This window comes from Bifidobacterium sp. WK012_4_13 (assembly GCF_041080835.1).
In the GTDB taxonomy this organism is placed as follows: domain Bacteria; phylum Actinomycetota; class Actinomycetes; order Actinomycetales; family Bifidobacteriaceae; genus Bombiscardovia; species Bombiscardovia fermentum.
This window is the reverse complement of sequence record NZ_CP129683.1, coordinates 1,912,905-1,932,481: the sequence shown is the minus strand read 5'-3', so window position 1 is coordinate 1,932,481 and position 19,577 is coordinate 1,912,905. Positions and strand designations below refer to the sequence as shown.

General features: G+C 57.5%; 12 protein-coding genes, 1 other RNA gene and 1 pseudogene. 2 read left to right on the top strand and 12 right to left on the bottom strand.

Annotated features, from left to right (window positions below; all coding sequences use genetic code 11):
- Positions 1-58: 58 nt before the first annotated feature.
- The 4 genes and pseudogenes from tmk to ffs all read right to left on the bottom strand — a co-directional run.
- A pseudogene (tmk, locus tag QN062_RS07765) lies at positions 59-727 on the bottom strand (dTMP kinase); the annotation flags it as partial.
- Entirely contained in the window at positions 724-3,696 is a 2,973-nt protein-coding gene (gene topA / locus QN062_RS07760; RefSeq protein ID WP_369341250.1) for a type I DNA topoisomerase, read from the bottom strand. The pseudogene tmk and the gene topA, both read right to left, overlap by 4 nt.
- A gap of 102 nt (positions 3,697-3,798) precedes the next feature.
- Positions 3,799-4,896, bottom strand: coding sequence for a phosphatase PAP2 family protein (locus QN062_RS07755; RefSeq protein WP_369341249.1), 1,098 nt, complete (start codon positions 4,894-4,896; stop codon positions 3,799-3,801).
- A gap of 32 nt (positions 4,897-4,928) precedes the next feature.
- Positions 4,929-5,019, bottom strand: an RNA gene (gene ffs, locus QN062_RS07750) — signal recognition particle sRNA small type.
- A gap of 175 nt (positions 5,020-5,194) precedes the next feature.
- Here ffs and glf point away from each other — a divergent pair.
- Positions 5,195-6,361 (top strand): UDP-galactopyranose mutase, encoded by a 1,167-nt coding sequence (gene glf, locus QN062_RS07745; RefSeq protein WP_369341248.1) that lies wholly within the window; start codon positions 5,195-5,197, stop codon positions 6,359-6,361.
- Positions 6,362-6,650: 289 nt separating this feature from the next.
- Here the strand turns inward: glf and QN062_RS07740 are convergent, their stop codons facing one another.
- Positions 6,651-7,793, bottom strand: a complete 1,143-nt coding sequence (locus tag QN062_RS07740; RefSeq protein WP_369341247.1) for an inositol-3-phosphate synthase — start codon at positions 7,791-7,793, stop codon at positions 6,651-6,653.
- Positions 7,794-7,993: 200 nt separating this feature from the next.
- Here QN062_RS07740 and QN062_RS07735 point away from each other — a divergent pair, with 200 nt between their 5' ends.
- The gene (locus QN062_RS07735) at positions 7,994-10,282 is read left to right on the top strand and encodes a transglycosylase domain-containing protein (RefSeq protein ID WP_369341246.1); all 2,289 of its coding nucleotides are present in this window, start codon (positions 7,994-7,996) and stop codon (positions 10,280-10,282) included.
- A gap of 390 nt (positions 10,283-10,672) precedes the next feature.
- Here QN062_RS07735 and leuA read toward each other — a convergent pair whose 3' ends face one another.
- From leuA to dnaX, 7 genes are all read right to left on the bottom strand, one after another.
- Positions 10,673-12,586, bottom strand: coding sequence for a 2-isopropylmalate synthase (gene leuA, locus QN062_RS07730; protein WP_369341245.1), 1,914 nt, complete (start codon positions 12,584-12,586; stop codon positions 10,673-10,675).
- Between the two features lie 195 nt (positions 12,587-12,781).
- Positions 12,782-13,402 carry a DUF5701 family protein gene (locus tag QN062_RS07725; protein WP_369342578.1) on the bottom strand — a complete coding sequence of 207 codons (621 nt, stop codon included), beginning with the start codon at positions 13,400-13,402 and terminating at the stop codon, positions 12,782-12,784.
- 110 nt (positions 13,403-13,512) lie between these two features.
- A complete protein-coding gene (locus QN062_RS07720) occupies positions 13,513-14,577 on the bottom strand; it encodes an aspartate-semialdehyde dehydrogenase (protein ID WP_369341244.1) in 1,065 nt (354 codons plus the stop codon).
- 1 nt (position 14,578) lies between these two features.
- Positions 14,579-15,154, bottom strand: a complete 576-nt coding sequence (locus tag QN062_RS07715; RefSeq protein WP_369341243.1) for an ACT domain-containing protein — start codon at positions 15,152-15,154, stop codon at positions 14,579-14,581.
- Positions 15,155-15,264: 110 nt separating this feature from the next.
- Complete coding sequence (locus tag QN062_RS07710) at positions 15,265-16,026, bottom strand: aspartate kinase (protein WP_369341242.1); 762 nt, start codon at positions 16,024-16,026, stop codon at positions 15,265-15,267.
- Positions 16,027-16,136: 110 nt separating this feature from the next.
- Positions 16,137-16,739, bottom strand: a complete 603-nt coding sequence (gene recR / locus QN062_RS07705; RefSeq protein ID WP_369341241.1) for a recombination mediator RecR — start codon at positions 16,737-16,739, stop codon at positions 16,137-16,139.
- Complete coding sequence (dnaX, locus tag QN062_RS07700; RefSeq protein WP_369341240.1) at positions 16,739-19,474, bottom strand: DNA polymerase III subunit gamma/tau; 2,736 nt, start codon at positions 19,472-19,474, stop codon at positions 16,739-16,741. The genes recR and dnaX overlap by 1 nt, the downstream gene beginning before the upstream one ends.
- Positions 19,475-19,577: the final 103 nt, after the last annotated feature.

Genomic DNA, 19,577 nt, shown 5'->3' with positions numbered 1-19,577 from the left:
CATCGGCATCCGCAGCGCTGGCAGCTCCATCGCCAGCGACTGTATCTCCAGCAACCGTATCCCCAGCAACCAAGGCGTCGTAATCGGTCTGAATGATCTGCCAGATATCTTCGACGGACTGATTCGCGTCGATGACGAGATACCGCTCTGGATCGTTCTGCGCCAACTCGAGAAAACGCTCCCGGGTACGGTTCTGGAAGCCAGCGCCCTCCACCTCGATGCGGTCGAGCTGATGTTCGAGCCGCTTGTGCGATACGGCGGGATCCATATCCAGCAAATAGGTGCGTCGGGGCATCAGCCCGTCGGTCGCCCAAGTACTGATATCAAGGATCTTCGAGTTCCGAAGCTCCCTGCCACCTGACTGATAGGCCAACGAGGAATCCACGTATCTGTCGCACAGCACCACATCCCCGCGTTCCAGAGCCGGTCGGATGACCTCGTCCACATGCTGCGCCCTGTCAGCGGCATACAGCAGGGCTTCGGCCTTGTCGTTCAGATCCGATCCATGCTCGACCACGTCCGAAGCTCCAAGAACCGCGAGCGAAGGGAATGAGGCGATGCCGTGCAGCAGCAGCTCGCGAATGACCAGACCCGCGGATGTTCCGCCTGGTTCCCTGGTTACCAGGGCGTTGCGCCCCTGGGCCATGACGTATGCATTCAGCCGTTGAATCTGCGTTGTCTTGCCGGAGCCATCAACGCCTTCGAATGATATGAAAAGTCCGTTCATGCTTCCTTCACTTGACTTTCGGCAACGGATTGCCTAGCTCGGCGAGAGGGCTTCGCCTTGGCTGCCGTGCCCTTTGACGCTGCCGTCTTTGACTTGCTCGTCGTTGTCTTGCTCCTCGTTGTCTTGCTCCTCGTTGTCTTGGTGGAGGCTTTCCTTGTCGGCGTCTTCTTGGTGGCGGTCTTGCGCGTCGTGCCCTTGCGCGATGAGCCTCGTCTCTTGGCTGGGCCCGCTGCGCGCTTTTCTGCAAGCAACGCGAATGCCTGCGCAGGCTCGATTGATTCAGGTGTGTATTGCTTCGGTAACGTCCTGTTGGTCTCGCCATCGGTGATGTAGGCTCCGTAGAAGCCATCCTTGATGGTGACGGCCTTGCCATTGTCCGGATCGGGGCCGAGCTCACGCAGCGGCGGCTTTGCGCCCCCACGCCTGCGATTGCCATATTTGGGCTGGGCGAAGAGTTCCTTGGCCTTGTCAAGATCGACGGTGAATATTTCGTCCTCGCCGGCAAGCGAGCGCGTATCGCTTTTGCCATCGGGCAGCGACTTGGTCAGATAGGGGCCATAGCGGCCATTGCTGGCCTGAATCGTGGCCGAAAAGACCTCGCCCGTCTTCTCGTCGGTCTCTTCCACTTCTCCGACGACGCGTGGAAGCCTCAGCAATCTCAATGCGTCGTCGAGAGAGATGGTCTCCGGATCCATGGTCTTGAACAGGGATGCCATCTTGGGCTTGGCTGCAGCGGCTTTCTTCGATGTTCGCGCCTTTGCGGCCGTCTTCGACTTCGTGGGAGCCTTGGCCTCGTCGGTCTCTTGCTCAGGCAGGGTCAACGCGACGTATGGACCGAAACGGCCCTTGCGGACCTCGACCTTGCCATGGGTCTCGGGATCCTCGCCCAGCTCGCGAGGTCCTCCCGCGTTGGTGGCGATAAGCTCATGTCCCTTTTCGATGGTCAGTTCATCCGGAGCGACCGTCTCTGGCAAAGAGGCCCGCTTCGGATTCCCCTCATCATCGGTGTTCACCGTGTCCTCAAGATAGGGGCCATAGCGTCCGACGCGAACCTGTAGTCCGTCACCGATCGTGATGGTGTTGATGGCGCGGGCATCTATGTCACCGAGCTGAGCAACCTGCTTCTGCAGGCCATCATGAATCTGCGACGTGGTCTTCGCGGAATTCTCGCCAGCGCCGAAATAGAAATCGGTCAGCCAGTCCTTGCCCTTTTCCTTGCCGTGGGCGATCATGTCGAGTCCATTTTCCATCTGCGCGGTGAAACGGTAATCGACGTATTGCGGGAAGTTGCCTTCCAGCAGCTTGATGACCGAGAATGCAAGCCATGATGGAATCAGCGCTCGTCCGCGTTCATAGACATACCCACGGTCGATGATCGTCGAGATGATGCTCGCATAGGTCGAAGGACGGCCTATCTCACGCGCCTCCAGGGTCTTGACCAAGGTCGCCTCGGTATAGCGCGCCGGAGGCTGCGTCTCATGCCCATCGGGCACGACGTCATCGGCATTCAGAACATCGCCACGATCCAGCTGCGGCAAAGCGACATTCGAAGACTCCTCCTGATGCTTTTCGCCCTTGTTCCTCTGGTTGCGCGATCCGTTGCCTTCCCCAAGTGCCTTCATGAAGCCAAGGAACGCTATCACCGTGCCCGAAGCCTGGAAGTGTGCGATTCCATGGCCCGCTGACGGAGCCTGCATGTGCACGGTTGCGGTGGATCCGGTGGCATCTGCCATCTGAGACGCAAGTGTCCGACGCCAGATCAGCGTATAGAGCCTCAGCTGGTCAGGAGGAAGCAGCGAAGCCAGCTCATCCGGAGACCTGAAATGCGCGCCGGCAGGACGAATGCATTCGTGAGCCTCCTGTGCGCCAGCGGTTTTGGTCGTGTATTGCTTCGGCTTCTCTGAGAGATATTCCTTGCCATAGCGCTTGGAGACATCATCGCGGGCCGCCTCGATCGCCTCCTGTGAGAGCGTGACCGAGTCAGTTCTCATATAGGTGATGTATCCGTTCTCGTACAGTCCCTGAGCGGCACGCATCGTGCTTCTTGAGCTCATGGACAGACGGTTTCCAGCGGTCTGCTGCAAGGTCGAGGTCGTGAACGGCGGCTGAGGGCGACGGCGGTATGGCTTCGTGTCCAGACCCGTGACGGTGAAGTCAGCGGATTTGAGCTCTGCCGCGATTTCGCGCGCAGTCGTCTCGTCAATGCGCATCGCATCGTCTTTTTTCGCCGCGTCCGTGGGGTTGCCCTGATCGTCGAAATCCTTGGAACCGGCCACCCGGCGCCCATCCAACTCGACCAGACGCGCTGGGAACGGAGTGGCCTGCGCATCCTTGGTCACCAGCGTGGCCACGACATCCCAATACGCCGTGCGAACGAAGGCCATGCGCTCTCGCTCGCGCTCGACGATCAGTCGTGTCGCGACCGACTGCACGCGACCCGCACTCAGACCGGGGCCGACCTTGCGCCACAGGACAGGGGAAAGCTCATAGCCATAGAGCCGATCCAGCACGCGACGCGTCTCCTGCGCATCCACCATGTTGTCGTCAACGTTGCGTGTCTTGTTCAGGGATGCATGGATCGCATCACGTGTGATCTCGTGGAACACCATGCGTTTCACGGGAACCTTTGGCTTCAGGGTCTGGACCAGATGCCACGCGATGGCCTCCCCCTCGCGATCCTCATCGGTTGCGAGGTAGAGCTCGTCGGCGGTCTTCAATGCCTTCTTCAATTCGGCGACCGTCTTCTTCTTGTTGCCATCGACGATGTAATACGGCTTGAAATCGTCGTCGACGTCCACGCCGAACTTGCCGAAATGGCCCTTGTCAGCCGAAGGAACCTGAGAAGGCTGGGCGAGATCACGAATATGACCCACTGACGCCATGACGGTGTAGCCATCGCCAAGATATCCGCCTATCTTCTTGGCTTTGGTCGGCGACTCAACGATTACGAGCTTTCTGCCGGTTGCCATCTTGATCTCCTTACCGTGTCCAACGCACGCAATCATACTCATAAGGGAAACACATAAGCCAAAAGGCATTCGCGTTTGCCCGTGTCGAACGTGGCTGTCGGTTCAGTCATTGCGTTCTTCTGATGGCTTCGGAGGTTCGGGTGGAGCGCCGATCAACCCCAGCTTGCTCAGAGGAGATGCCGTGAGCTGCCTCAGCGCGGCTACCGTTCCGAATGTCACCAGAGATACCCCCAGCATAAGCGCAAAAGCCGCGGCACATGCACCAGAGCGCGCCCATTGGGCGCTGAGGTCCAATCCGGGCTCGATTTGCCAGAATACATAGCCGCCATAGAGCACAGCCACGATACCAGCAGTTATCATAACCGTGGCGACGATCTGTATGCTCGCCGAGGACATGCGCGTACCGGGTTCGTCCATGCCACTTGCACGGGTGAATGCGAGCATGATGAATGCCAAGCCCGCGACGATGAGCATCGACATGATCGGATCCGAGGGGCGATGCCACTGGGCCTGAACGACCGAAAGCGCCACCAGGAACGTGAATGCCCACCCGATCAGGGCAGCGACGGCGCGCCATACCCTTGGGACAGCGCATATGAGAACCACCGCTCCAGCAGCTGCCATCAGGGTGTGCCCCGATGGGGCGGAATTGGACTTGTACGATGCCACGTTGACCAGGAAAGGTCTGGGCAGCACACGCTTCACCGTCGCCGCCACGGCAAAGCAGAGCATCCCGAACACCGCAAGCTGCACCAGCAGCAGCCAGCGTCTTCTGACGACATTGACGATGACTGCGACAAGAGAGAACACCACGACGACCGCGATGTCAACATAGGTTTTCACGAATATGCTCAGCACGTCGATGAACCAGGAGGGAAGGATCTGCGAGAAATGGCTCCAAACCATATCGTCGTATTCCTGTCCGGTCACCGTACGCACCGCAAAGAGCCACAGGCATGCACTGAGAATCAGGGCTGCGACGCCGAGGCACGCGCAGATGACGATGCTTGATCGGCGTGGACGAACCGTCAACGGGTCCTTGTGAACCATGCCAAAGGCAAGACTGACCGGTTCCTGTCCCATTCCCGTCGTGGTACTGGACTGCGTCGCATCCTCGGAATCTGCGACGAGACCGACATCTGGGGCGCCGTATGAACCAGCCTGTGTCGTGTCGTCTGACTTTTCATTGAATTCACTCATACCCACGACTGTAAGGGTAGGACATGAAAATATGAAAACTCCCACGTACCCGTCAGAGGCCACTTACCCTTGCTGCATTCCTGCCCTGGGGGGATTGGGTGACGTAACGCCACGTGGGAGCAAATGGTATTCTACCCGACTGATTGGATTTTACCAATCCAAGACCAAAAACATTCTCGTGCAAGGGTTCGCGATCACGGCTACGATGTGAGAAGTGCCATGCGCATGGCAGCTTCTCGGACACCATCGTGAAGAAGGCCACGACGCCATGCCAAATCCGACAGGAGAAAGGAAGCAGATGAGCGAACAAGCTGATCTCGTCATCGTTGGTGCAGGGCTCTTCGGACTGACCATCGCGCAGCAGGCCGTTGAACGAACAGGGGCCAGGGTCGAGATAATCGAGGCTCGCGGGAACATAGGCGGCAACGCATACAGCTACATGGACGAACAGACCGGTGCCGAAATACATAAGTATGGCGCTCATCTCTTCCACACCTCCAACCCCCGCGTATGGAAATATGTGAATCGATTCACGAGCTTCACGAATTACGTTCACCATGTGTACACGACACACAATGGCGAAGTCTTCCCCATGCCAATAAACCTTGGGACCATCAACCAGTTCTTCCACGCCAGCTACACCCCGGAAGAGGCGAGAAGGCTCGTGGCCGAGCAGGCGGGCGAATTGGCGGGAAGCACCCCCAACAATCTCAACGACCAAGGCATCAGCCTCATCGGACGTCCACTGTATGAGGCATTCATCAAGAACTACACGGCCAAACAGTGGCAGACCGATCCAAGCACGCTGCCTGCATCGGTCATTCGCAGGCTTCCCGTGCGGTTCAACTACAACAACCGCTATTTCAAGGACACCTGGGAAGGTCTGCCAGTCGACGGTTACACGGCGTGGTTCGAGCGGATGATCGATGACCCTCGCATCCATGTCAGTCTTTCGACCGACTTCTTCGATACGAGCCAGCCACTCAACCGCGATGCGCTCGTCGGCAAGGTTCCCATCGTGTATACCGGTCCCGTCGACAGATATTTCGACTACAAGCTCGGCGACCTGCAATGGAAGACCGTCGAGTTCAAGGAGAAGCGCTATGACGAGGACGATCATCTCGGATGCCCCGTGATGAACTATGCCGACGAGGATGTGCCATTCACCCGTGCCATCGAGTTCAAGAATTTCAATCCCGAGCGCCATGACCGGCAGAACCATGAGCATACGGTCGTGTGGGAAGAGTACTCCCGTTCCGCCTCACGCAATGACGAGCCATACTATCCTGTGAGCACCGCCGCAGACAAGCAGCTCTATGCCCAATACAGGGAGAAGGTCGCTGCCGAGCCACAGGTCATCTTCGGCGGTCGGCTCGGAACCTATGCTTACTACGACATGCATCAGGTGATCGACAAGGCTCTCGACTCATTCGAAAACGAGGTTCAGCCACTTCTCAAGAAATGACTGCCCAATCATGCGCTCAATGCAGGCGTTGAATTCCGAGATTCCGAGTTTTGCGGCAATTGCGAAGTATAAGGGCAAACAATCGTTGAATTCTCGACGAGGAAAAGCCAAAAATCGAGGCTGATACTTCGCAATTGCCGCAAAACTCGGAATCTCGATACGAATAACAGAGAATTTCGTGCAAACGAGGCAAAAATATATGGTGGGCGAGGCTTTCAGCCTCGCCCACCATATATTCTGTCGAACAGTCAGCGACCACTTCGCGCTATTGCCTCATCTCGAAGCAAATTCAGGCGTTCCACACATCCTTGCCAGCCGCCTTTGCGGCAGCCGCATCGGCATCGAGCGTATCCTGCGTGGATTCCACGGAACCAGCTATGAATTCCTCTACCAGACGACGAGCTTCATTGTCTTCATGCTGAACGGCAGGAGACTTCATGAAGTAGGAGCTTGGCGCAAGAATCGGGCCTGCGAGACCACGGTCAAGGGCGATCTTTGCGGCGCGAATGGCATCGATGACGATGCCTGCCGAGTTCGGAGAATCCCACACAGTGAGCTTGTATTCAAGCTCCAGCGGAACATTGCCGAAGGTGGTGCCCTCCAAACGGACGAATGCGAGCTTGCGGTCATCCAGCCATGCGACATAGTCGGATGGTCCGATGTGAACGTTGCGATCCTCCATGTCATGAGGAACGATCGAGGTCACTGCGCGGGTCTTGGAGATCTTCTTGGATTCCAGACGGGTCCGCTGCAGCATATTCATGAAGTCCATGTTGCCACCGACATTGAGCTGGTATGTGCGGTCGAGACGAACGCCACGATCCTCGAACAGACGTGCCATGACACGGTGAGTGATGGTTGCGCCCACCTGAGACTTGATATCGTCGCCGACGATGGGAACTCCAGCATCCTTGAACTTCTGTGCCCATTCGGGATCGGAAGCGATGAAGACAGGAAGGCAGTTGACGAAAGCGCAGCCCGCATCCATGGCCGCCTGCGCATAGCCCTTGTCCGCCTGTTCGGAACCGACGGGAAGGTAGCTGACGAGAATGTCAACATGACGTTCCTTCAACACGCTGGCAACGTCGACAGGCTCCGCGTCCGATTCCTTGATCATCTGGCGGTAGTACTCGCCAAGGCCGTCACCGGTCGGACCACGCTGGACCTCAACGCCCAGATCAGGAACATCCTCGAACTTGTAGGTGTTGTTCTCGGAAGCATAGATGGCCTTGCTCAAGTCGAGGCCGACCTTTGCGGCATCCACGTCGAATGCGGCCACAAACTCGATGTCACGGACACGATAGCCTCCGAAGACCGTGTGCATCAGACCTGGCACATGCTCATCATCATCAATGTCCTTGTAGTAGGAAACACCCTGCACCAGTGACGAGGCACAATTGCCTACGCCAGCGATGGCAACACGAATTGACATAAAACCACTCCTCAGTTCAGTAACGTTAAATCCCAACCCCTTAGCATACCTTCGAATCATGAGAGTTTGCAAAGACTGGAGCGGATATGTGCATTATTCGCACGGTGAATTGCATGGCAGATGTGAACGAAACGTACGAAAATGAAGGAATCCTTAAGAGCGGCATGTGATTATCAGGGGAATTGGTTAGCGTTGTATGCATGGATTTTGAGACGCGATCAATACGTTCAAATGCGGGAGGGGCCCGCAGCACCGCAAGACAGAACCTGAGAGGCGGCACATCGAAGAAGGCAGGTTCATCGAATCGTCGAAGAAGCACACACAAGGCTCCTTCTCACAATTCCAACAAACGACCCGGCAGAAAGAAGCGCAGCATCGGCCGCAGGATTCTGCTTACCCTCGTGGCCCTGTTCTTTCTTGGCGTGGTCGCAGTTGCCGGAACCCTGGCATACATGTATGCAAAAACCGAGATTCCCAAGCCGGAGTCGATCGCATTGGCGCAGAAGACGACCGTCTATTATTCCGATGGCAAGACGCCGATCGGTTCATACGCCGAACAGAATCGTGAGATAGTAGACTGCTCGACGCTGCCAAAATACGTAGGCAACGCAATCGTCTCTTCAGAAAACCGAAGCTTCTATGAAGACAGCGGCATCGACCTGCGGGGCATTGCCCGAGCCTTCCTTAACAATGTGACGCAAGGCACGCGCCAGGGCGGGTCAACGATCACGCAGCAATACGCCGAACGCTATTATCTGGGCGAGACCACAAGCTACTCGGGAAAGCTCAGAGAGGCCATCCTTGCGCTGAAGATCGCGCAGACAGAGGACAAGGGCACCGTGCTGTGCAACTACATGAATACGATCTATCTGGGACGCGGGGCATATGGCATCGAAGCCGCATCGAAGGCATACTTCAACAAGGATGCCAAGAACCTGACGCTGTCCGAAGCGGCGATGCTTGCAGGAATCATACCCTCACCGACGAATTGGGACCCTGCGACGAATGCGAAGGAGGCGAAGCTGCGATTCACCCGGGTGCTGAAAATAATGCGCGAGGACAATCGCATAACTGCCAAGCAGCTCAAGGATGCCAGCATGCCAAAGACCGTGACTCCGACGACGCAGAACGCGTATGCCGGACCGCAGGGATATCTTCTGCGGATGGTCAAGGATGAGCTGATCGCAAGCAAGGCCTTCACCGAAAGCAATCTGGACACCGGCGGCTACAAGATCATCACGACCATAGACAAGGCCAAGCAGGATCTGATGTTTCAGACCGCAAGTCCTTCGACGAAATCGGGCACGCTTCCGTCCGGCCTCGAAGTCGGGGGCATCAGCGTAAACCCCAAAACCGGTGCGATCATCTCACTCTATGCGGGCGACGACTATTTGAAGCGTGAGCTGAACAACGCATCGCAATCCACGTTCCAGGTCGGCTCGACGATGAAGGTGTTCACCTTGCTGGGCGCGATTCAGGACGACGTGAGCCTGAACACGTACTTCAACGGCAATTCGCCGCGAACGTTCGCAAGCGTGGGTAAATCGGTCGCCAACGATGGTGGGGTAAGCTACGGATACATCAATCTGTATACGGCACTTGCAAACTCGGTGAATACCGTCTTCATGGACCTGAACGACCATGTCACACCTGCAAAGACCGCCTCGATTGCCAAGGATGCCGGCATTCAGGGGACCATCGACAGCAAGTCGGCCTTCAACACGCTTGGTGTCGTCTCATTGAGCGTTCTGGACCTTGCACGTGGATATTCGACCTTGGCGAACGACGGCGCGAAGCCAAGCCTGCATATCGTCGCAAGCGTCGAGAATCAGGCAGGCAAGGCGCAATACAAGACTTCCACAGGCACCACCAGGGTGTTCGACGCAAACGATGTCGCACTGCTTCAAAAGGCCATGACGGGCGTCATTCAAAGTGGAACCGGTTCGGCGGCCCGTTCGATCGGAAAGACCATCGCAGGCAAGTCAGGAACGGCGAACGACAATACAGCGGCTGACTTCGTAGGATTCACACCTTCGACGCTCACCGCATTCGGCCTATGGTACCCGTCGGCTAGCGGAGGTGCAGAGGAGGTACCGACATTCCTTGGCTATGCACACGGTTCCGGATACCCGGCCTACATGTTCTCGCAATACATGTCACAGGCCCTCGCAGGGGTCTCCGATGAAAGCTTCCCGGCTGCCACGGACACTGGAAAAGTCGGCGGACCGGATGGCACGTGGGGCACTGGAAGCTACTCTTCGACGCAGACCACGTCGCCGACCCAATCAGCCTCCCCATCGGCCTCCGCAAGCACCTCTGCCTCGCCGAGCGCATCGCCGACGACGACGCAGCCGACAACGACCACTCCAAGCACCAGCGCCTCCACAAGCACGACGACCGAAAGCGACCAGGCTGCAGCGAATCGTGGAACCGATACGCGGCAAGAGGGTTCACAGGCGGACGAACAGGCTTCGACCAGCGGCAAGTGACCCTCATCAGCTCGGGTCACATGCTTCTCGATTGCCATCGTCCATGGGAATTACGGGAATCAGGGAGATCACGGGAATCAGGGATACCCTTGGAATCTTAGGGAGTCCTGGCGGATTCTCGCCGGAATCCCCCGGATTGAAAGTTTCAGAGGATTGTCTGGTTGCGGGCGCTTCCTTCCAGAAGTCTTCGCGACAGCCAACCGATCGCTGCAAACTCCGCTAGGCGCTAGGCGCTGCGCGGATGCCGGCTGCCCGTCCCAGCCTCTACGCCATATAGCGACGATGGCCGTTCCTGACCCAAGCTATGGCAACAGGCCCCGCAACCGTGAATTCATGGATTCATGGATTCATGGATTCGTTGGTTGCGGGGCCTATCTCACCGATGATGAATCAGCGCTCGGAACGGTTGATCGCAGAGATTATGGCCTTCAGGGAGCTGGTGGTAATCGACGAATCGATGCCGACGCCCCACAGGGTCTGTGACTGGTCGTCCGAACCGACCTTGCATTCGATGTATGACGCAGCAAGCGCGTCGCTTCCCGCGGTCATCGCATGCTCGACGTAGTCCTGAACCGAAACGCGGATGTCGAGCGATTCCAAGGCATTCAGGAATGCGGCCAGCGGGCCGTTTCCCTCGCCGCGGATGCTGCGTTCGACGGCTTCCCCGTCACCGCCAACGCCACGATCCATGACGGATGCCTGCAGAATCGTATCCGAGCCGTCTTCCCCGGACATCACCGAGACATTGTGCAGCTTCAGCCTGCCCCACCGAACGAGGCTTGCATCGGCCTTGTCGCCGAGAGCCTGGCTGGCAACGGTGCTCGTGCTTCCAGAGGCCTCGACGGGAAGGTATTCGTCCTTGAACAGACGCCAGATGTCTTCGTCCTGGACTTCACGCTTCGTCTGGTCTGCATAATGCTGCACGACCCGATCGAATTCGACCTGCAGACGCTTCGGAAGGTCGAGATTATGATTCGACTTGAGCAGGAATGCCATGCCGCCCTTGCCGGACTGGGAATTGACCCTGATGATCGCTTCGTAGCTGCCTCCGACATCCTTGGGATCGATGGGGAGATATGGGACAAGCCAGAGATAGTTCGACAGATCCGCATTCGCTCGCATCGCCGCATGCTCGCGGGCTTCGAGGCCTTTCTTGATCGCATCCTGATGCGAGCCGGAGAAGGCGGTGAAGACGAAATGCCCGGCATATGGGTGACGTTCGGAAATCTTGATCTGGTTGCAATACTCGACAGTCCTGCGAATCTCGGGCATATCCGAGAAGTCAATCTGCGGGTCGATGCCCTGAACCAGAAGATTCAAGCCGAGCGTGCACAGATCGACGTTTCCGGTTCGTTCTCCGTTGCCGAGCAGACAGCCCTCGACGCGGTCCGCTCCGGCGAGTACTCCCAGCTCCGTGGCAGCGACCGCCATGCCCTCATCGTTGTGCGGATGGAGCGAAAGCACGATCGAATCGCGATTCCGGAGATTTCTTGAAATGAATTCGACCTCATCGGCGAATACGTTCGCCGTGGTCATCTCCACCGTGTTCGGCAGATTGATGATCATGGGGTGCTCAGGCGTCGGCTGAATGATGTCAGTCACCGCATCGCAGACCTCGAGTGAATATTCAGGTTCCGCGCCAGAGAACGATTCCGGAGAGTATTCATAATAGATGTCGGTGTCTCCAGCATCCTTTTCGAGGGATTTGCAGAGTTTCGCCGCATCGACGGCCAGCTGCTTGATGCCTGCCTTGTCCTTGCGGAACACGACCTCTCGCTGAAGCACGGAAACGGAGTTGTAGAAGTGCACGACCGCTCGTTTCGCGCCGCGCAAGGCCTCGTAAGTCTTGCGAATCAAGTGTTCGCGGGCCTGGGTAAGCACTACTATCGTGACGTCATCGGGAATGAGCTCGCGTTCGATGAGCAGCCTGATGAAATCGTAGTCAGTGGAGGAAGCCGATGGGAAGCCCACCTCTACTTCTTTGTAGCCCATCTTCATGAGCAGATTCCAGAAACGAAGCTTGCGCTCGGGATCCATGGGGTCGACCAGGGCCTGATTGCCGTCGCGCAGATCGACCGAGCACCAGCGCGGCGCTCTCATGAGCTTGTTGTTCGGCCAGGTGCGCTGAGGATACTCGAAGGGAACCTGCCTGTCATAGGCGATGTATTTGTGGAATGGCATCGAGCTCGGCTTCTGCGGAGCTCCGACGAATCGCGCGGGAGGCAGCAGCAGATCATTGTTACCTCCGTTGGAGCCTGCAGCTTCTGCAGCCAAATCAAACACAGATGCGTGATCGTTATCCATACTTCCTCCTTTGCCTCTTCAGACGTCGTTGCACGCGCGTTTTTGCACGTGACAAACGGACATTGTACCTAGAATCCATGGTGAAGATGGTCGGAGTGTTCATTTCGAGGAACGCGAGGCAGCACTCGGAATCGCCCGCGACCCGCCTTTCGCCCAGGATCGACGCATCCACAAGGCAATGTCAACGGACGCGAATCAGTGGAACAGACTGATGCCTTGACGTCCCATGCAGTAGGCGTTGCCAAGCCAGGTGTGTCTTGAGTTTGGCCAGACCGAAGCCAGCCGCGGCGCATTCTGACTCATCCAGATGCTGGGGACGCGTCCATCCGGACTGCGGGAGCCAAGCAGGTTGAAGCCGTTCTTTTCAAGCAGCCAGTTCGGGTGCTGCGTGGCGATGGCAAGACCTTCCTCAAGCGTCAGAGGCAGCCGGTCATCGGAATCGATGAGCTTTCTGGCGACATCGGGTTCACGGTTGACGTATGAGGTTCCGGTATGGGGATCGAGCACGATGTAGAAAGGCCCTTCGGGCGGTTCGAAGCCATGCTGGGGCGTGAACGAGATGATGTCCCTCGGCGGCAATGTGGTGAATCCGGCCATCCGGTTGATGCTCGTCCGTGCGATCAGCGACTCTGGGGACACCAGCTCACGCGTTGGCACCAGAACGAATCCGACATTCAGCTCGGCGCCTTCGAGAGCATGGATGATGGGCTTTGCGAGCGCCCGAAACGCAGGATCGCTCATATCAGCCACATCGGGGTATCCCAGAGCCACGATTCTATCAAGCTGCCTTTGAGCCTCATCCGCTGCCTTCGACATATCCGATTCCCCCTCGCCAACGTCCGCCTCGGCATGCACACGCATGCGCTCTGCCTTTCAAGGCGTGTATAGATGAAACTACCTGGCTGGGAAGAGTGGCGCAACCCAGTTCAGGCGGCGAAATGCTTGCTCGCGATTATCTCCGCGATCTGTATCGCATTCAGGGCAGCGCCCTTGCGCAGATTGTCGCTCGTGATGAACATGGACAGACCCTTGTGCCCTGGGACTGCCTGGTCCTGACGAATGCGCCCGACGAAGCTCACATCCCGCCCTGCAGCCTGCAAAGGTGTGGGAATGTCGGTGATGGTCACATTCTGCGCCTTTGCCAGCACCGCTCTGGCATCGTCAGGAGTGACATCGTCTTCAAACTCGGCATTGACGCTCATGCCGTGCGCAGTGAACACCCCGACGCGCACGCAGGTGCATGATGCGGCAAGCTCAGGCAGATGCAGGATCTTGCGGCTCTCATTTCGCAGCTTCTGCTCCTCGTCCGTCTCCTCGCTGCCATCGTCGACTATCGCTCCGATGAAGGGCACGACATCGAACGCAATGGTGCGTGCGACCTTCGTCGGCTTGGGGAAGTCAATCGCCGAGCCATCGAATACGAGCCTGTCTGCACCCTGGTCAAGCGCTGCCTTGGCCTCGTTCATCAGCTGCAGCGCTCCGGCCCGCCCCGCTCCGGAAACTGCCTGATACGAGGACACGATGAGGCGGCTGAGGCCGAATGCATCCGAAAGAGGCTTCAGCACCGGCATGCAGGCCATGGTCGTGCAGTTCGGATTGGCGACTATTCTGCGCGGAATATCGTCCAGGTCGTCAGGATTGACTTCGGAGACCACCAGTGGAACATCGTCATGCAGACGCCACTGCGATGAGTTGTCAACGACGTAGGCGCCCTTTTCGGCAAAGCGTGGCGCCCAGACCTTCGAAGTGCCGCCACCGGCAGAGAAGATGGCGATATCGATGCCGCTCAGGTCGGCCTTTTCGACGTCTTCGACGGTTATCTTCCTGCCGCACCAATCCAAGACGGTTCCAGCCGAATGAGAAGAAGCGAGAAAACGCAGATTTTTCACTGGGAACCTGCGGTCGGCCAATATTCGGCGCATCACCATGCCGACCTGGCCCGTCGCTCCAAGCACCGCTACATTGATTCCCTGTTCATTGATTAAGGTCATTTCAGCGTCCTGTCCCTCCATAGACGACGGCTTCGACTTGATCGGCATCGAGATTGAATGCGGTATGGATTGCGCGCACGGCATTCTCGAGGTCGTTGAGCGGCACCAGTGCAGAGATGCGAATCTCCGATGTCGAAATCATCAGCACATTGATGTTCTCATCGCTCAAGGCCTTGAAATACGTGGCCGTGATGCCGGAATGATTCTTCATTCCCACCCCGACGAGGGTCACCTTGCCGACCTCGGGATTCACCTCGATGCCTGTGGAATTCCACTCCTCGTTCTCACGACGTTCAAGAATCTCAGTGACGGTCTTCGTCTGCGACTCCGGCATCGTAAATGAGATGTCGGCAGTCCCCGTCTCCGCACCAGCCTGCACGATCATGTCGATGTTGATGCCACCCTCTGCCAGAACGGTGAACAGCTCAGCTGCCACGCCCGGACGATCAGGCACGGCTCGAAGCGTCACCTGGGCCTCAGTGCTGTCATGCGCAACCCCCGAGATGACAGGCGACTCGGGGCCGTTCAGATCTGGGAACAGCTCGCCCATGGACTTGCCTGCTTCTTTGTTAGTCATAATCTTCATGCCTTCATTGTCTTGCCGATACTGCTGAAACCCTGATACCGCTTATGGTAGATGTTCTCACCGCGTCTATGCAATTGTGGTATATCACCGCAGACGAGTGGTCAAACGTTCGGAATGCGAGACGGATCCATCCTCTGGGGAAGGATCAGCGTTCCTGGACGATGCGAGAAGGAACTGCGCACATGCAGAGGCATGCCGAATCGTTGAGCGTATTCGACGCAGCGCAGGGCAAGAACCTTGGTTCCCGAAGCCGCCATCTCCATCATCTCATCGTATGACAGCGAGGGAATGCGACGTGCCGTCGGCACGATGCGAGGATCGGCTGTGAACACACCGTCGACGTCGGTGTATATCTCGCACACGTCCGCACCCAGTGCCACCGCCAAGGCGACTGCCGACGTATCGGAACCACCTCGCCCAAGCGTCGTGGCATCGCCCTCAGTGCTCACCCCCTGGAAGCCAGCCACAATCCCGACGTTGCCCTTTGAAAGCGCTCGAGCAACACGCTGAGGCTTTACCGAGCGGATGTGGGCGGCGCCGTATCTGGCATCCGTGACGAAGCCCGCCTGAGAGCCGGTGAAGGAATTGGCCTTCTCCCCTTGGGCATGGATTGCCATTGCAAGCAGACTCATTGAAATCCGCTCACCGGCTGTCATGAGCATGTCCATCTCGCGAGCGGGAGGATTCGAATCGATGTCCATTGCCTGGTCGATCAGATCGTCAGTCGTGTCCCCCATGGCAGAGACGACCACGGCAACGTCATGCCCGGCCTTCTTTGTGGTAATGATTCGCTTTGCGACCCTTTTGATCGAATCGGAATCTGCGACGGAGGAGCCGCCATACTTCTGAACGATAAGTGACACATCAATCCAATCTCACAGCCGAACTCATCAGGCACGACATTTTCTCTTCAGTTGCAACGATTATACATTCCAGGTGGGCAAAGCTGACCATCTTGTCCAGACGGGCAGAATCATGCCGGACGTCTGCCGGACAGGGCACGGCCGAGCGTGACCTCGTCGGCGTATTCCAAATCGCTGCCGACTGGCAGTCCACTGGCCAAACGCGTCACCTTGATCTCGAGGGGAAGGAGCAATCGACTGAGATATGTCGTCGTCGCCTCACCTTCGATATTCGGGTCCAGCGCGAGTATGATCTCCTTGACCTCGTTCGTCTTCAGACGCTCCAGAAGACTGGGAATCCTCAAATCGGCGGGACCGATGTTCGACATCGGATTGATGGCGCCGCCGAGCACATGATATACACCTTGGAACTCGCGCGTCCGCTCGATGCTCATCACGTCCTTTGGCTCTTCGACCACGCAGATCGTGCCGTGGTCGCGCCGTGGATCGGAACAAACCGAGCATGGGCTTGTCTCACATACGTTTCCGCAGATCTCGCAGAATCTCACTCTGGCCTTCACCGTCGTTATCGCATCAGCGAGCCCCTGTGCCTCCTGCTGGTCGGCGCCAAGCAGATAGAACGCTATCCTCTGCGCACCCTTCGGACCGATTCCCGGCAACCGTGCGAAAGAATCTATCAGTTGCTGGATTGCCCCATCATAAGCGAGTGCCATTACTCATTCCCCTGTGCATGCTGTTGGTTGTTGCGGCGCTGGACATTCCTTGGATTCTTCGGATCGTCCGCTGCGAATTCCTCTATCTTCTTTACGTTGAACAATTGCCTGATATCGTCCATATTCAGGGATTGATCCGTGTTGAGCGCAGGATCGTCCATGGAATAGGTGTCTTGCGAGGGATCCATTCGCTTTTCCGAATGAGCGTTCCCCTGCGGCTCCGCATGCGGGCCGTCCTGGCCGTTCTCAGACATGTCTACGCGCACGAGCTGGGTTGGCCTGGACTTCGCAGCCTGCACCGAGCCCCTCGATCTGTCGTCCGAAGCTGGCACGGATCCTGAACCTGTCGCGGAGTATGCAGCTGCGGTGGAGACTGGACCTGGCGTGGAGGCTGCGCTGGCTGCTGAGACTGCACCGGTTGCTGAGTTCGTGCCGGCGTCATTGGCGTCAGGCTGTCCACTCGGATTCGTCTCAGCTGTCTGTGAAGGATTCGAATCCGCTGCGACCGTGGGAGCCCACGGGTCATCCGAATTGTTCAGGTCCGGCAACGCGACATGCTTGACGTTATGCGAGTGCCGCAAGTCATCCGAACGATTGGAACTCTCGGTTCGTCCGGCATGCTCATTGCCATGAGGCATTGGCCAGCCCTGCTCGCTCTCGACAACCCGCGAATCCCGAACACCATGGGGATTCGCGGCATTCTGACTGCCATGACCGTCATTACCGCCTTGCGGACGCTTTCGATGATGGCCATCCGTCGGCGAATCGGCATGCCCCTGCGAGGCCGCCCCTCCATGGTTCTGCCTGGTTGCCTCGTTGTGCGAACTCGCCACGGGCTTCATCGCGGAACCAAGGTTCGATGCCGAAAGACCCGCCTTCTGCAAGGCTATCTGACGCTTGACGTTCGCGACCTGTTCGGGAGACATTCTTCGGGTCGAACCGACCTGCTCACCATTTGCTGCCACACCGGAGGGGAAAATCATGGTCTCCGTATCGAATGCCTGCTGAACGGCATGCATCACTATCTTCGGCACGCTTGTCTGGCCATGAACCGATTCACGTGAGACCGCGAGTGCGAAGGCATGCTGGCTCAGTGGCACATCGAAGGTCATCAGCAGACGCTTTCTGCCCTTCGGCGCGTCCATCAGTTTCACGGAGGGCACTCTGCCCCTATCGACATATTCCCTGACATCGCCTGGCAGAGCGCTGACCAATGCATCCCATCGTTCGTCGGTGCCGATGGCACTCGTTTGAGCAGTTTGAGCAGTTTGAGCAGTTTCAGACATGTTGCCCGCATCGCTGCGAGTGCCGCCATCACCTGTCTGCCCGCTGCCGGTCGCGGCACTGGGGGCGGCATTCGATCCAAGCTCCTGCGAAGCCGCAGAGGACACCTCCTGATGCGATTCACCGCTGACCGCAGCATTGACCGGAGCCTCGTCGATGGCCATGGACTGGCCGTCTTCGGCATCTTTTGCCGTCTTCGGCACTTCCGCGTTGCGCTGCGAACCGATGAATCCCGAACCACTGCGGCTGGCTTCTCCATCGGCTCCAGAGCGGTTTGCCCGGCCAGCATGCTGCGGCCTCTCAGCCGCCTGATCCGATGGAGCATTCGACTGCGGATGAAGCTCATCGGCCCGCATGGCAAGGATTCTCGCAGCCAGCAGTTCCAAGCGCATTCGAGGAGAGATGGCGCCGCCCATGTTGGACAGCGCCGCATTGATGGCGTCGGCGATATCATTCAGCGAACGCAACCCAAGGGACTCACTCTGACGCTGCAACTCCGAAAAATCCTCATTATCGTCGTCGGATTCCAAAACAGTCCGTGCCTTGGATCCTCCCACCGCAACCACAAGAAGGTCACGAATCCGTGACAGCAGATCCTCGACGAATCGCTTCGGATCGAATCCTCCAATGACGACCTTCTCGATCACACCATAGAGAGCCTCGCCATTCTGCTGGGCAATGGCATCTATCGATTCGGAAATCATCGCATCGGGAGTGAAACCAAGCAATGCACTCGCAGCCTCATGCGTGATGACACCATCCTCGGCACCTACCATGAGCTGGTCGAGCACGGACATCGTGTCCCTTACCGAACCGCCACCTGCCCGCATGGCAAGCCGCAAGACCCCCGAACCTGCCTTGACATGCTCCTTGGCGCAGACCTGCTCAAGGTAAGGTCCCATTATCTCGGGCGGAACCAGACGGAATGGATAGTGGTGCGTCCTTGAACGGATGGTGCCAATCACCTTGTCCGGCTCTGTCGTAGCAAAGATGAAGATGACATGCTCGGGAGGCTCCTCGACGATTTTCAGCAACGCATTGAAACCCTGCTGGGTGACCATATGGGCCTCATCGAGTATGAATATCTTGTATCGATCCCTTGCAGGCGCGAAACCTGCGCGTTCGCGCAGCTCACGCGCATCGTCAACGCCGTTGTGACTGGCAGCGTCGATCTCTACCACATCAATCGAGCCGGGACCGCCGGTGGCCAGATCCCTGCAACTCTCGCAGGTACCGCAAGGATGGCTTGTGGGCCCCTTCTCGCAGTTGATGCATCGTGCAAGAATACGGGCGCAGCTGGTCTTGCCACAGCCTCGCGGGCCTGAAAACAGATAGGCATGAGTAAGCTTGCCAGAGTCCAAGGCCCTCGAAAGAGGAACGGTCACTTGATTCTGCCCAATGACCGAAGCAAATGTATCCGGACGATACCGTCGATATAATGCAAGTCCCATACTAACCAACCTTACCCATTCTCGACTGTGCCCTGAACGTTTCAAGCATAGTAATCCGGACCGAACTTATACGTTCTGAGCCATAATCCACTCCGTCGCCAAC

Bases quoted from the DNA above. Each gene is read 5' to 3' on its own strand.
- topA (WP_369341250.1), bottom strand. From the start codon at position 3,696: ATGGCAACCGGCAGAAAGCTCGTAATCGTTGAGTCGCCGACCAAAGCC.
- QN062_RS07755 (WP_369341249.1), bottom strand. From the start codon at position 4,896: ATGAGTGAATTCAATGAAAAGTCAGACGACACGACACAGGCTGGTTCA.
- glf (WP_369341248.1), top strand. From the start codon at position 5,195: ATGAGCGAACAAGCTGATCTCGTCATCGTTGGTGCAGGGCTCTTCGGA.
- QN062_RS07740 (WP_369341247.1), bottom strand. From the start codon at position 7,793: ATGTCAATTCGTGTTGCCATCGCTGGCGTAGGCAATTGTGCCTCGTCA.
- QN062_RS07735 (WP_369341246.1), top strand. From the start codon at position 7,994: ATGGATTTTGAGACGCGATCAATACGTTCAAATGCGGGAGGGGCCCGC.
- leuA (WP_369341245.1), bottom strand. From the start codon at position 12,586: ATGGATAACGATCACGCATCTGTGTTTGATTTGGCTGCAGAAGCTGCA.
- QN062_RS07725 (WP_369342578.1), bottom strand. From the start codon at position 13,402: ATGTCGAAGGCAGCGGATGAGGCTCAAAGGCAGCTTGATAGAATCGTG.
- QN062_RS07720 (WP_369341244.1), bottom strand. From the start codon at position 14,577: ATGACCTTAATCAATGAACAGGGAATCAATGTAGCGGTGCTTGGAGCG.
- QN062_RS07715 (WP_369341243.1), bottom strand. From the start codon at position 15,154: ATGACTAACAAAGAAGCAGGCAAGTCCATGGGCGAGCTGTTCCCAGAT.
- recR (WP_369341241.1), bottom strand. From the start codon at position 16,739: ATGGCACTCGCTTATGATGGGGCAATCCAGCAACTGATAGATTCTTTC.
- dnaX (WP_369341240.1), bottom strand. From the start codon at position 19,474: ATGGGACTTGCATTATATCGACGGTATCGTCCGGATACATTTGCTTCG.